This is a genomic window from Vibrio sp. PSi01 (assembly GCF_054960695.1).
Genome location: NZ_JBHNYN010000010.1, coordinates 17,295 through 31,448, shown reverse-complemented (window position 1 = coordinate 31,448; position 14,154 = coordinate 17,295). Strand labels below are relative to the sequence as shown.

The 14,154-nt window shown below is 40.3% G+C and carries 14 protein-coding genes; 10 read left to right on the top strand and 4 right to left on the bottom strand.

Annotation, left to right across the window (positions count from 1 at the left end):
* The first annotated feature begins 71 nt into the window (after positions 1-71).
* From ACFI6G_RS14345 to ACFI6G_RS14305, 9 genes are all read left to right on the top strand, one after another.
* The gene (locus tag ACFI6G_RS14345) at positions 72-320 is read left to right on the top strand and encodes a type II toxin-antitoxin system Phd/YefM family antitoxin (RefSeq protein WP_004730320.1); all 249 of its coding nucleotides are present in this window, start codon (positions 72-74) and stop codon (positions 318-320) included.
* Entirely contained in the window at positions 310-591 is a 282-nt protein-coding gene (locus ACFI6G_RS14340; RefSeq protein WP_010429015.1) for a type II toxin-antitoxin system RelE family toxin, read from the top strand. Before ACFI6G_RS14345 ends, ACFI6G_RS14340 begins: the two co-directional genes overlap by 11 nt.
* 118 nt (positions 592-709) lie before the next feature.
* Positions 710-1,864 carry an IS110 family RNA-guided transposase gene (locus tag ACFI6G_RS14335; RefSeq protein ID WP_371964547.1) on the top strand — a complete coding sequence of 385 codons (1,155 nt, stop codon included), beginning with the start codon at positions 710-712 and terminating at the stop codon, positions 1,862-1,864.
* A gap of 574 nt (positions 1,865-2,438) precedes the next feature.
* Positions 2,439-3,779 (top strand): tyrosine-type recombinase/integrase, encoded by a 1,341-nt coding sequence (locus ACFI6G_RS14330; protein ID WP_462710330.1) that lies wholly within the window; start codon positions 2,439-2,441, stop codon positions 3,777-3,779.
* A 114-nt stretch (positions 3,780-3,893) separates the two neighbouring features.
* Complete coding sequence (locus ACFI6G_RS14325) at positions 3,894-4,367, top strand: hypothetical protein (protein WP_462710329.1); 474 nt, start codon at positions 3,894-3,896, stop codon at positions 4,365-4,367.
* Between the two features lie 11 nt (positions 4,368-4,378).
* Complete coding sequence (locus ACFI6G_RS14320; protein WP_462710328.1) at positions 4,379-5,158, top strand: hypothetical protein; 780 nt, start codon at positions 4,379-4,381, stop codon at positions 5,156-5,158.
* A gap of 78 nt (positions 5,159-5,236) precedes the next feature.
* Entirely contained in the window at positions 5,237-5,539 is a 303-nt protein-coding gene (locus ACFI6G_RS14315) for a hypothetical protein (RefSeq protein ID WP_102510898.1), read from the top strand.
* 191 nt (positions 5,540-5,730) lie between these two features.
* A complete protein-coding gene (locus ACFI6G_RS14310) occupies positions 5,731-6,141 on the top strand; it encodes a LexA family protein (protein WP_462710327.1) in 411 nt (136 codons plus the stop codon).
* Complete coding sequence (locus tag ACFI6G_RS14305) at positions 6,141-7,394, top strand: Y-family DNA polymerase (protein WP_462710326.1); 1,254 nt, start codon at positions 6,141-6,143, stop codon at positions 7,392-7,394. The genes ACFI6G_RS14310 and ACFI6G_RS14305 overlap by 1 nt, the downstream gene beginning before the upstream one ends.
* A 34-nt stretch (positions 7,395-7,428) precedes the next feature.
* On the opposite strand, the gene ACFI6G_RS14300 is transcribed toward ACFI6G_RS14305, so the two are convergent.
* Entirely contained in the window at positions 7,429-9,231 is a 1,803-nt protein-coding gene (locus tag ACFI6G_RS14300; RefSeq protein WP_102510895.1) for an NACHT domain-containing protein, read from the bottom strand.
* A 118-nt stretch (positions 9,232-9,349) separates the two neighbouring features.
* Positions 9,350-11,317, bottom strand: a complete 1,968-nt coding sequence (locus ACFI6G_RS14295) for an ORC-CDC6 family AAA ATPase (RefSeq protein WP_462710325.1) — start codon at positions 11,315-11,317, stop codon at positions 9,350-9,352.
* A gap of 462 nt (positions 11,318-11,779) precedes the next feature.
* On the opposite strand from ACFI6G_RS14295, the gene ACFI6G_RS14290 reads away from it, so the two are divergent.
* Positions 11,780-12,766, top strand: coding sequence for an MBL fold metallo-hydrolase (locus ACFI6G_RS14290; RefSeq protein WP_462710324.1), 987 nt, complete (start codon positions 11,780-11,782; stop codon positions 12,764-12,766).
* 52 nt (positions 12,767-12,818) lie between these two features.
* Here the strand turns inward: ACFI6G_RS14290 and ACFI6G_RS14285 are convergent, their stop codons facing one another.
* Both ACFI6G_RS14285 and ACFI6G_RS14280 read right to left on the bottom strand, forming a co-directional pair.
* Entirely contained in the window at positions 12,819-13,466 is a 648-nt protein-coding gene (locus tag ACFI6G_RS14285) for a hypothetical protein (protein ID WP_102510892.1), read from the bottom strand.
* A gap of 283 nt (positions 13,467-13,749) precedes the next feature.
* Positions 13,750-14,043: a helix-turn-helix transcriptional regulator gene (locus tag ACFI6G_RS14280; RefSeq protein WP_102510891.1), complete on the bottom strand. Its 294-nt coding sequence runs from the start codon at positions 14,041-14,043 to the stop codon at positions 13,750-13,752.
* Positions 14,044-14,154 lie beyond the last annotated feature (111 nt).

Genomic DNA, 14,154 nt, shown 5'->3' with positions numbered 1-14,154 from the left:
TAAGCAACTTGTTATACCGCTTGGTTGAGGCTAAAATGACCAAAAAAAAGACCACTTAAGAGACCTATTAAATGACCACTAGAATTTTAGCCGATGTTGCTGCAAGCATTACTGAGTTGAAAGCTAACCCTATGAAAGTTGCAACTAGTGCTTACGGTGAACCTGTTGCTGTACTGAACCGAAATGAGCCAGCATTTTATTGCGTACCAGCCGAAGCGTACGAAATGATGATGGACAGACTCGAAGATCTTGAACTACTTACTATTGCGAAAGAGCGTGAATCTGAAGAGAGCATTTCGGTAAATATTGATGACCTATAAACTCGACTTTAAAAAGAGCGCACTCAAAGAGTGGAAAAAGCTTGGCTCAACGCTTCAACAACAATTTAAGAAAAAGCTAATCGAGCGCTTAGATAACCCGCATGTTCCGGCTTCAAAACTCTCTGGAGCTGACAACATGTATAAGATTAAGCTGCGCCAATCGGGCTACCGTCTCGTCTACAAAGTTGAAGACGATGTCATCATTGTAACCGTCTTAGCAGTCGGAAAACGCGAACGTAGCGATGTTTACCGTAAAGCTATGAAAAGGTAGATGATTGATTGCGGTATAGACATAATGCCCCCACGAGGTGCTAGCCTCCAATTTCGTGGGTTAGCGTAAAGCCAGAGCCATAATTAGTGTGTTCAAACAACTAAATTTGGAGGCTAGCATGAATAACGATAGCATAATTTTCATTGGCTTAGATACGCATAAGTCATTTATCCAAGTCGCCGTCTTGCAAGAGCAACGCGGGGCTACACCTGAACATTTGGGACGGATAAAGTCTAACAAGTCCGCCCTCATTAAACTCACACAACAACTGCAATCTAAATATCCAAAAGCCACCCTCCATTTTGTCTATGAGGCTGGGCCTTGTGGATACTGGACATACCGATTGCTCACCAGGCTTGGCCACTGCTGCTGCGTCATCGCCCCTTCCCTTATTCCAAAGAAATCAGGGGATAGAGTCAAAACAGATAAGAGAGATGCTGCAAAACTTGCCAAGCTTTTTAAGGCTGAAGAGCTTACGCCTATTTATGTGCCTGAATCTGAAGACGAGGCGATAAGAGATTTATCAAGGGCTCGAGAAACCGCGATGAAAGATCTTAAAGATGCAAAACTCCAACTCAAAGGCTTTCTTCTACGTAATAATGTACAAGCGACGGTGAATGATAACTGGTCTAAAAAGCATCTACGGTGGCTAACCGACCTCATTCTTCCCCATCACAGCCAACAGATTGTATTGCAAGAAATGATCATCACCATCAGTGAGCGGATGCAAAGATTACAACGGTTAGATAACGAGTTATTACACCAAGTCAAAAACTGGCGTTACTACCCTGTTGTCAAAGCCATTCAAGCTATGCGGGGGGTGCGACTCCTTGTTGCTCTCGGCACCATTGCCGAGCTCGGCGACCTACGTCGCTTCGACCATCCTAGAAAACTTATGGCTTATGTTGGCCTCGTACCGACTGAAAGCTCCAGTGGCGGTAAAACGAAGCGAGGGAGCCTCACCAAATGCGGAAACAGTCGAGCACGACGGTTGCTTATTGAGGGCGCACATACTTATAAGCACAAAGCTAATATCTCCGTCGAACTGCAACTGCGACAAGAAGGACTGCCCAAAGAAATTGTCGATATTGCTTGGCATGCTCAGCAACGATTATGTCGCCGCTATCAACGATTACTACAAAAAGGCAAACATCGAAACGTTGTCGTCGCCGCTATCGCTAGAGAAATGATCGCGTATATCTGGGCTATCGCAAGAGAGGTGGTCGTTAGCGCAGTCGAACCAAAAACACGGATTGCAAGGCTGCCTGTATGAGAAAAAAATTAGTGTTAACGCATTGGATAGAGCATCGGGTGTGGCACAAACACCGACGGCGTTAGGATGGCAATAAAGCTCGCGCTTTATTGAACCACGAGCATAGACTGAAGACAGGTGCCACGACGAAATAAGTAAGGTAGGCGCTGCTCATCTCGCGATGAGTAATCCACGTATATCAGCATGAGAGCCGACGAAATTACTTGCTTCATCTATGCGTTAACACTATCTCAAAATAAACAAAAGGCTCTGAAATGTGGGAGCAGAAACTTCTACGTTTTAATTGACAGTGGGGGTCATATCAACGCCGCATTAAGGTGTGAGCAGAGCTTGGCTATACTTGAGCGAAGCGAAACTGCCAAGCGTTGCGAATCACTCTTAAAAGTCCCCTCATACCTTTCACACTATATCACTACGTATCAAAATAAAACTTAAACTATTGATTTAAAATAAATTACATTTCTTTTAGTGTCGTATTATCTCATTACATCTCACAGCTCTGGCACCCCCTTGCGTACCCCTAAATCCATTGGTAAGTTCTAGGGACACACACAGAAAAACGGAGGGTAACAGCATGGCTGGTATCTCTAAATTGACAAACACACAACTAAAAAATTCAGCACCAAGTGATAAAGAATACTCACTGTCAGATGGTGGCAATCTCTATCTGCGAGTACGTAAGAATGGCTCTAAGAATTGGCTATTTATCTACACCGACCCTACCACAAAAAAGCGCAAAAAAATCGGGCTGGGTTCATACCCTAGTATGACACTTGCGGAGGTTCGTAAAATAGCCCAAGAGCTTCGTGTACAGATAGCCAATAACATTGACCCTAAGGTTTATCGTGAAAAGCAAAAGCTGGAGCGTTTCATTGAAAGCGGACTTACGTTTGAAACTATCGCTGAAAGCATGCTTGCAAGAGATGAAGCTAAAGAAACCACAAGACGAGAAACCTTGATTAATGAAGCTCGGAAACAAGCGATAATCAATGGCACCGACTTTGGTGCAAGTGAAATTGAACGCATCAAAAATCACGTAAGAACCACGTACCGAAAGCGCTTGTTCTTCAAGCGTCACTTGTACCCAAAACTGGGCAACTTACCTCTCAGCTTTATTACACCAACAGGAGTGATTGAAGTGATAAAGCCGATTCAAGCTAAGGGGCAGTTAGAAAATGTAAAGAGAGCTTGTGCTCTTGTAAATCAAGTCATGCGCTTTGCTGTCAACAGAAACTATATCGGAAGTAACTGCTTAGCTGATATCAAGGATGAGTTTGTTAAACCAAAGGTGACTCACATGCCAGCAGTTGAACCAAGAGAGTTGGAATCCGTCATGAGCACTATGTCTAATCACACCATGAAACTGGTAACTCGTTGTGCATTTGAAATGCAACTGCATACGATGACTCGTGCATTTGAACTCGCTTCTATGCGTTGGTGTGACATCGACTTCAAGAAAAGGCTTTGGACAGTTCCTGACTTCTACACAAAATGTGTACGTGAGCACCTAGTCCCGCTGAACGAATACACCCTCGGTATATTAGAGTTCATGAAACCAATCTCGGGAGAACAAGTACACGTATTTCCGTCCGATAAGCCTAACACTAAGTATCCGCATATCAGTCCATCCGCCGTGAATTCAACGTTGAATCTCACGACACTAAAGGGACAATTAGTCAGTCATGGATTTCGAGGTATTGCGAGTACATACCTTAATGAGAATACGGACTTTAAAGTCGATGCGATTGAAATGTGTCTGGCTCACTTGGACAGAAATACAACCCGCTCTTCGTATAACAGCGCTAAGTATTTAGAAGAACGAGTCAAGATACACCAATGCTGGAGTGGCTACATCGTAGAGTCAACAGGAAGGCACTACTCCATCGCCAGTCAGTACAAAGATAAAGCCGCATAACCAGTCACGGTTAAAGCAACCTACAACACAAACACATTAATACTTTATGACAGCCTTAACGATTTAAGGGTGCGGCTTTTTGCACCCTAATTTCAAGAAAATAGAGAGTTTTCAATGAAAAATGAAGCAAACACAAGCAATTTTAACGTCCAGTTCACCGTCAAAAATTTTAACGATGACTCCCTTCCTGCACGATTCAAACACCTAATGAAGCAATGTGATAAACCGAATAACACGCAACCTCCACTCTCTTCACCTAACAAAAGAATGCAGAGAGTTTTGAATGCAAATGGGATCTCACTCAATGAATTTGGGGCTTATCAACTCAAAGTTGCCGTCCCACTCATTTTTAAATTGAAGTTTGCGAAAAACGAGCTACACAGTACGAGACAAACTAGCTTCCCAACGATTACGGCAGAGCTAATCCATCACTACTTCAAAACGCTGAAACAAAACAGCGTCCAAAAAAAACAACGAGAGCAGCATCGATACGCCATCCACTTTTTCTTTCGATTGCTAAACCAACAGGGCTACAGCCACGTTAACACCAGAAAAGTCCTTTCCACTTCCCTACCTATGTTTAAATAATGAGGTTTATTATGTCGTCAGTCACTATTCCAAATATTGTCATCAGACATGCTATCTATGCCATTGATAGCGGCTTCCTACAACAGCCAGGTCATGATTTTTCTAATTTCATTCGTCACGGCGTAGATATTTACACATTAACGAAGATTGAAGCTATCGTTCGCTGGTTGAGAAGTGAACCCTACCTCACCAAACAAGATTTGAGCACGAGAGGCGTCAGTGCAAAGTTTCTGGATAATCACTTAAGTGGAATAGATAACATCCGAGCATTGCTAGGCATCCAACATTATGACTTTTCGGATTTTCTAGAGCAGAATCTTCATGACATAAATGATGAAGTTATTTTGTCGTACTACCAATATCAAACTTTCATTGATGATATTCGTGAGCACTTTACTCTACCAGAGTGCGAGACCTTACCCATCCCCACCCTAAAGGTCAGGTTGAGTGCTCAATGTGTAATAAATTCAATTACATTACTTAAACGTTGCTTAGCCCCCGTACCTGCCAATGACAACGAAGCTTTAGTAATTGGAGTGGGACTCATGCTTAACGATTACGAATGCTTGCATCACTCTAAATATTCACCAGTTGTCACACTTAAGCCAAAAAATGAAGAGCGTAAAATTGATATCGAAATTCGATGCTTAGCGTCAGAGTTTTCTGAAGACACTGAAAACGGGATATGTGTGGTCGATGACATCGGAGCAATGATGAGAGGGCATACCATAAAAAGAAAAGTGATGGACTTCCCTACCCTACTGGCAAAGGATAGCCTTCACTGTAGCTGAAGTGCTGAATGTGTAGAGCACGGTCGCTCATATTGAGCGACCGTTATATTCTAAATAAAAAGCGACAGTGAGGCTTAGATGAAAGTATTTAAAGAAAAATTGGTCAAAACAGAAATAGATAGAATTTGTGACGTTTGCGATGAGAGTGTGAGCATCAAAATTAATGGTATTTTGTTTGTCGAACGAGGCGAATTACATGCCGAATTTGGATACGGCTCAAATGGCGAAGATGGAAAAGTTTACCACCTAGACCTATGCGAAGCTTGCTTTAAAACGGCTCTTCAAACATTAAAAGAACACCGAAGAAACCTCGGAAAATCTGATGCAAACCTACAAGATGATCACTTTGGCTTAGACGAGACTAAAAGCACTCTTTTTTAATACAAAGATACATAAACGCACGCCCTAGCCCAACCAAACAAATCCGCATCAACCAGCTCAATTTTAGACAAAATGAATCAGCAAAGCTCATACTCAAAGGCTAATTAATCAGCACTTAACTTTCCAAACATTGACGGACGTCAAAACCATACTGTATATTTACACAGTATGGTTTTGTAAGGTCATTAAACATGCACATTCTACCGCTTTCTCCATCCAGCATTTCTTGCTCACTTACCTCTTGGGAGTCACCAGCAGCGGAGTATGTTGAGCTTGGTGTTTCATTGGATTCTGTCTTGGTAAATAACCCTAATGCTACATATCTTGCTTATGCTAACGGTGATTCAATGGAAAGCATTGGCATCTTCAATGGCGACTTGTTAGTCATCGATAGAAAGCCACAAGCTCAGCATTTAGATACAGTTATCGTCAGCTTAAATGGTGCATTCATGTGTAAAATCCTTGATGTACACAACAGACTTTTACTGTCAGCAAACCCTCATCACTTACCTATAGAGATCCACCCAGAAGATGCCTTTGCGATTGAGGGGGTAGTGACTCGCTCTATTCGTCTACATAAACCCTTGCCTGAGTTCATGTAATGTTTGCTCTTATAGATTGCAACGCTATGTATGTCGCTTGTGAACAAGTTTTTCGGCCTGATTTACGACACCTACCCTGTATTGTCTTATCCAACAATGATGGTGCAGTTGTAGCCGCAAATAGGTTGGCAAAAGAAGCTGGAATAAAGAAGTTTGAGCCTTACTTCAAGCAAAAGACACTGATTGAAAAGCGTGGTGTAAACGTTTTTTCATCAAACTATGCTTTATATGCTGATCTGTCTGCAAAAATGATGGCAACAATTACAGCTTTCTCGCCTAGAAGTCATATTTACTCGATTGACGAGTGCTTTTTAGATATCAGCCGTTTATCGCGACTTGAGCCAGACTTAACTTCACTTGGTCAACGAATTCGTCAAACCGTATGGAAAGAATGTCGACTCCCTGTTTGCTTTGGCGCAGGTGATACTTTAACGCTCTCAAAAATGGCAAACAGAGTCGCGAAAGTTGATAAAGAGTTAAATGGTGTCTGCATCATTGATTCTGAAGAAAAACGCCAACAATATTTGGCATCACAACCTGTATCTGAAGTTTGGGGCGTTGGAAGACGATTGACACAACGTATGAAGTGGATGGGGATTGAAACAGCTCTAGATCTTGCAAATTTAAGACCTGAACAAGCAAGATGCTCTTTCAATGTAGAAATTGAACGAACCGTTCGTGAGTTAAATGGTCATCCTTGCAAATTTTGGGACGAATGCAGAGCGGACAAACAACAGATATTCAGCACTCGTAGTGTCGGTAACCGAATAACGTCACTTGAAGAACTAAAGCAAGCCCTCGCCTTTCACGCCGCTACCGTTGCAAGAAAAGCACGTAACCAAAAAAGCTCATGTTCTGCTCTCATGGCTTTTGCTAACACTTCACCTTTCGATGACACACCACAAAACTTCAAAGATACCTGCACATTTGAATTTCCAACTAACGACACAAGTAAATTGACCAAAGCAGTGACATTAATGGCGACAAGGTTGTTTAAGCCAGGTGTCAGCTATTACAAAATAGGTGTTGGTGCGATGAGCTTAGTATCAGATAGAAAACGTCAACAGGACTTATTTTCTGAGCCTGAGAACCCCGCATTAATGCAAGCTATAGACAAACTCAATACTCAATTAGGGCGAGATTCCGTATTTTTAGCCGCTCAAGGCATTACGCACGAATGGGCTATGAAGCGTGATTTTTTGTCTCCGCAATACACAACAAAGCTAAAAGACCTGCCGAGAATTCTTTGTTAATTGACGCTCAGAAGGTCCTAGATCAGTAAATCGTTTAAGAAACAAAAGACAAAAAATCATTACTTGAATTTATCGTTTCACGTGATGCATCAATTCGATTCTTAATAAGCTCTAGATTCTCATTAAATTTCATCAAGCAAGCCTTTTCGAATTCAGGGTATTTATTCACCAAACTGACTGTATTGATCACTAACGCTTTGTTTTTATGGTCTTTTTCATCTCCAAGTATGATGTCAATGTCTTTATCATCTAAAACTTCAGAAAACAGTTTTGACGATGAAGTATACACCCACGGCAATGATTCTTTATCCAATCTAGCATCGAAAGGTCTAAATAACTTTTCGGTGGCAGAATGGGTTTTCATCTCAGCAGAATCGACTTTTTGATTACTAATCCTTAGTTTTGTTGGTATGCCTAACCCAGCCAAAACATCATTAGTAACAATAGTAACAGGTATTGCTATCCCTGATTGTAGGAGTAGAGGCTCGCAGTATTTAAGATAAAAATTTTCTTTATCCAATTCTTTTAAAAAAATTAATACTTGTTTTATTTCCACCTCAAACTGTACGAAATACTGATAAGCTGATGTTTTAAAATCATCAGTTTTGGTTCTATCAAGCATGTAGGCAGCAGCATGGTATTCCATCACTGACTTATGAATATATTCACACGAGTCCCCGTCTTTAATGATGAGAGATGTACGATCTATAATATCAGTATGAGCTTGACCTTTAGTAGGTAAACCTAAATCAGAAGCAACTTTCTCTGTCATCTCTGAGAGTTTCCTTTCCGTCATGCTAGGGCCCGTGCTAAAAGTTGCATTCAGGCTTATGCCTTTAAATAATCTTTCAAGCTCATTAACCGTTAAAGCAGAGTAACTATCTCGTTTTAAGGATTTTAGTTTGTCATGCTTACTTGCGAGTGCCAAAAACAACTCACTATAGAACTCTATAAGAGTGGTAGGGTCACGCTTAAGAAGAGGATATACACTTATGAAGATATCGACCAAAATGGGTGAAATCATTATTGCGCTTAATTCTGGTCTTGTATCTAAAATTTCCACAAGATACTCTTTTTCATCGTTTCGGATGTATATATTTTTGAGAATCAATTTTCGAACTTTGTGCTCGGTTAGATCTTGTAAGACAGCAATTCTAGTACCTGCTGTATACATAATGCTTGTTCCTGGGCGGGAAGTTACTAGGATCGATGCATTAAATTTAAAATGTAAAGCAGTTACAAACTGCTCTGCTTGCACCTGTTGATCATGTTTTACTTCGTCAAACCCATCAAGCAAGATTTCAAAATAATTATGCATGATAAGCTGAACCATAACTTCCTCTGACGGTATATTAATACCAATATGAGAAAGCTCATCCATAACGTAACATAGTGGACTTCTAGATCTGTCGGAGAAGTCGATGTTTCTCAATGAAATCAAGACAGGAAGTTTGTTCCCTTTATCTAAAAGAGTATAAGCAATGTACCTGAGTAGAGTTGTTTTACCTTGACCTGCTTTACCTTCAATAACTGTAATTTCATTTTGATGAATAAAAGGCTTTGTTGCGGTCACTTCTTGCTCGTGACAATTGTCATCATAAACCAGAATTGCAGGTATATAGCTATCAGCAATATTCGTATTCGACCTTTCAGCAACCAAACTTCGAAATTGGAAGTACCGCCTATTCATTTTATGAGCGACTTCAGAAGTATTAGTGGAATCCAAAAGCATATTAAGCTGTTGAACTACCTGATCTACTTCCCCCATACTTTTCACTTTATTAATGACCTTAGGGAGAAGGTTTGTTAGTAATGGTTTTACTAAATGATCAATCATTGATAAAAATCCAGAGGTAAGTTTTGGTGATTAATTTCACCATAATAGTCAACAAAAAGAGCTGCATTGACTAGAATTTCCCCTTTGTTAACCCTTTCATTGTTTTTTGGGACATCGTTTAGAGTTTAGGTGGCGGACATTTAAAGTAATCAGTCCAGTACCCCTTCCAATCAACAGACAAGCTAAATAATGAAGCGCCTCCTTGATGTGCAATATCTAACCAACCCTCTCCTACAAGAGGTTCCTGTCTCAAAGCTCGAGATATGTTATTAGGAGCTTTGATGTTCTTTGGGTCTGTGATGATATACGTATTGATTGCTTTTGTTATCTCACTACCACTACTAGAATTATACCCCTGCTTGGTGCGAACTACGAGCCCAGCAAATATTAATGGGAGGTAGAGAGTTCCTTTGATTTTTTTGGCTTCCAAGTATTTAGGAAGCTCTTCAAGAATCTCATCATCAAAATCCAACTCTTTAATTGGTTTAGAGTAAAATTGCTTAGGCAGACTAATCTCCGAAGTATTTTCGAAAAACGGCAACAACCCTGTCTGATAGTATCTTTTCAAGTCAAGGATTGAGTTTCGGTTATACATATTATCGATTCGAGGAACAGTTATATAACTAGAGTCATCACAAAGAAACCCTTTAGGCTCATCCTTAGTATTTATTAAATGTGCGTAACAGCCATAGTCCAAGGAATACAGGTTAAACTTCTGACTTTGTATTGTGTTTACAGAAACACCTTGCTTAATCAAGTGAATAACCCTAGCGTCAAACAAAAAGTCGATTAATGAGTCATCCGAGTCGCTTTGCACTAAAAATGCTCTAGTTTTCTTATCTGCGATAACAGAACTGACAATCCACTCGAGTAGCTTAACAGCTTCTTTTCGAGAATTGATATCCTTGCTTTTTGAAGTCGTATACCAATGCCTAGCTGCATTGCGAATACCCGTAACTCCAATTTTTCTATTACCTGCGTACAGTGATGCTTGGGATATGATGTGAATCGCATCTCTAGGAACGCCTTCACTTGCTCTAGTAAACTCTTCTAGAGCGGGTTTATTAGTAAAAACCTGGGAGATAAAGGACTCTACATTGTTTGGAACTACACCACTGTTATCTGATGCCTGTACATGCTTATAAATCAGGTTTTTAAAAAATTGTACTGACTTCTCACTGTCACTATCAAAGACCATAAACTGGTCTAAGTTAATAGAGGTTGACGCGTCTGAGGAGACTTCTAAACCAACAAATTCGCCGCTATCATTACACGTGCGGAAATTAGAGCGATGCATTATTGCAGCAATTTTTACCGTAATTGACGGAATTGAAAAAACTATCCGCCTAAGCATGTCTGCCAAGTATGGCTGAAGGTCTAGTGGAATCTCACTCCACTCATCTATCAATAAATAAAGGCTCTTTCCTGGCAAATGCTTAACTATGCGAGTCAATATCCTCGAAAGAGCGCCAAAGTGAATTCGAAGGGTTCTTTTGCCACTTTCTCTCGTTGTTGATGAGCCTGAACAGTTTTCTTGTGTACGGTCAGAATAAGAAACTCCCAGTTTCGGCGTTGTTGATAATGTACCATTTAGGCCGCAGGTCGACTCTTGATAAACTGAATTAGTTGAACTGGTTTCTACTTCAAACTGCCCTTGCACGGTCATATTCGTTGCTTCTTCTACAAAGCTATCCAACATCGGAACTAGAATAGAAAGATCACACTCATCGTTATTGTAACTTTCATCTAGAATCTGCTCTCTAACTTCACAAAGAGTATCTGATAATAATCGCGAAGCCCTTTCACTAAGGCTTAGATTCGCATCTGAATACATTCCTCCAGTAGAACCCATCGTTCTCATATCTAAACTGACGGTGAGCATGCCTTGGTTTTGAATATCATTCTTTAAATATCTAAGAAGGTGGGTTTTCCCCGTACCTCGCCGTCCGTAAATAATTTGATTCTCAGCACAAGAAAATAGCGAAAAGACTGAACCAACATTAACAAATGACTTTACTAAGTAATCATCTGGCTTGCGTTCTGCTCGCCTAGGCATCGTCACAAGTATTTCACTTAGAGATTTCATTCAGTTAGCTCCATTGTCTTTATGTCATCACTATCATATAACGGAAACTATCATATTGAAAACTAACTAATTACTTTTGTGTTGAATCACAGTAATAGGAACAAACCCGATAATGTTTGCCTTTAACAGGTTACTTCCCCTTTAACTAAGCCCCACCTTTCACCCAACGTTTATATACATTAGTGCTCGGCTAACAAGTTTCGTAGCAGAGGCTTGTTACAGCACCCTATGGCGCAACTACTAAAAATGCTTATGCGTTGGAAAACAACAGAGAAGAAATCCTTACTAGTTGCCAGCACGGAATGGAGCTTTCGATTTAAAATAATGCAGCTAACTCTAACTCTCTAACCTGCAAAAATGACGACACATCATTGCTTTATATTGTTCTATAAGAAAATAATGAGTCAACACAACAGCAACCAATTTCTCAATTGAAATTTCACTTTTTCAGGAGTTAGAATCATGTGGAAAAAAAGCTTAGCCTTGGTCATTTCATCCATGCTCACGAGCGGGGCATTTGCACAAAGCTTCGAAGCAATTACCCTAGGAAGTAAGGGAGGTATCCAAGATGGTAATCTCACATCTTTCATGTTCAAAAGCGAACACGACAGCAATTACGTTTTGCTAGATGCAGGATCTGTTGTTAATGGCCTTATAGTAGCAAATGAGAAAGGTACATTTGAGAGTATCGTTGTTCCTGAGAAGTCACCCTATACCAAAGTGGGATATCTATTACGTGAAAAAGTGAAAGGCTATTTTGTTAGTCACGCTCATTTAGACCATGTTGCAGGCTTAATTATCTCATCACCAGATGATTCAAATAAACCAATTTATGGGCTTGAAGCAACAAACCAAGCCTTAATGGACAATTACTTTAACTGGTCGGCATGGCCAAACTTTGGTAATGATGGTAAAGGCTACAAACTGAATAAATACAGCTATATCAACCTACCTGAACAACAATGGCTTCCCGTGGTCGATACATCACTACAAGTTAAAGCACTGGCATTAAAACACTCTGGTGGGCGCTCTACCGCTTTCTTACTCAAAAACCCGCAAGATGAAGCCTTTATCTATTTTGGTGACACTGGCCCTGATTTAGTTGAGAAAGGCTCCGCCTTAAATAAGGTTTGGCAGACACTAGCCCCATACGCCAAGGAGGGTAAGTTAAAAGGCATGGTAATAGAAGTATCCTTTACTAACAGCACTCCTGACAAATCGCTATTTGGTCACTTAACTCCAAATTGGCTAATGAAAGAGCTTAAGAAGCTAGAAGAACTCAGTGGTAAGGGTAGCTTGGAGGGGCTGGACATTGTGGTAAGCCATGTAAAATATAGCTTAAAAAAAGGGGAGGACCCACAAACAATAATTAAAGCTCAGTTAGACGAAATCAACGACTTAGGTGTTAATTTCATCTTCCCGATTCAAGGCGAAAAAATGAGTTTTTAATATGAATAGATTAGGGGGTGATTTACCACCCCCACTGCACAACTTTACTCTATTACAAGCGTTTAAACCGATACTGCGGCTCTTTTTCTCTAAATTGATTATAGACTTCTTCCGCGACTTCAAAACGAAACACAGTGCCATCTTCAGCTTGAGTTGCCCAGTTTTTAACACTTCCGCTACTGGTAAAACCGCCTGCTAAGATTCCTATTTTTTCCTCAACCTTCGCTCCTGAATCTCGACCGAAAGCTCTAGCGACAGGATAACCTAAGCAGCAGAGCTGGCCTTTGGCTTCATAAACATCATAATTTTCATCTACAGTTACTTCGACAGCAATTTTGGAAGAGTTAAAGATATAATCTAACTCATCAACTTGCTCAGCGATAAGACCACTGAACATCCAAGATTGACTGCTTTTGTCCCATTGACCACCAAGAGCGCGACACTTTTCAATCAAATAGGTGTTGTATCGGCTTTCGAGCGTCAACAAACCAGACTCTTTCTGTTCATCAATTGGCGAAGTCAGTTTGAAGATAAGATCTGTTCCATATTTAGAACGTACAGACATATCCTCCACATCAAGCAACTGCTCACCAAGTGGTAAATCACTTGAATTTTCATCAATTACTATTCTACATTTACAACCATTCAGCAGTGCTGCAAAATACTTTCGATTTTTCTTTAAAACGTTAAACTCTTTCATGTTTCCTCCGAATAAGTAATGAGCTTAAATTTAAAAATTTCGTCTTAACTTTCAGTTAGTTATCGTTATTATTTTTGCTATTATTATATTATTCGGAGCTTCCAAAGAGCCGAGCTTTTCGAAGCTAAACTCAACGAATTGTCGAGCGTTTTTTAAAGACAGTGCCTGTTAGACTAGCCCTGCTGAAGCACAAGCTTGCTTAACATGGCACAGTGCGGTAATGTCATATACAGCTCTGCGCCACTCCTCTGGGTAATGCTAGAGGTTATTGAGCTATTTTAAACTAGTGAAAATCCATGGCTTGTAGCAATGGTGAAGCTTGCTTAAGCTTTTCCCGCTGCTTAATGAGATCTGCTACTACAAGCTTTTGATCCTCACCTACAGCGCAAGCGATGATAAACGCATCCACTTCGTGAGATATAAAGCCAACGGCTTTAACTCCACCTAGGTTAATTGATGGAGGGAACCTGCCTTCTTTGATTCTTCGATGTAGGGTTGCATTAGATAAACCAACACGTTGAAGTACTTCTGCTTTTCTCTCTATTTTGAGAAATTTAGTATTTTGATTAAGCGCCATAAGACGCCTCCGTTTATTCTTATTGTAGGACTCTATGAGCCGTTACAAACAGAATAATATCAAAATAGATCTAAGATCAAGCATTAAATATAAAATAATTGAAATTAACTT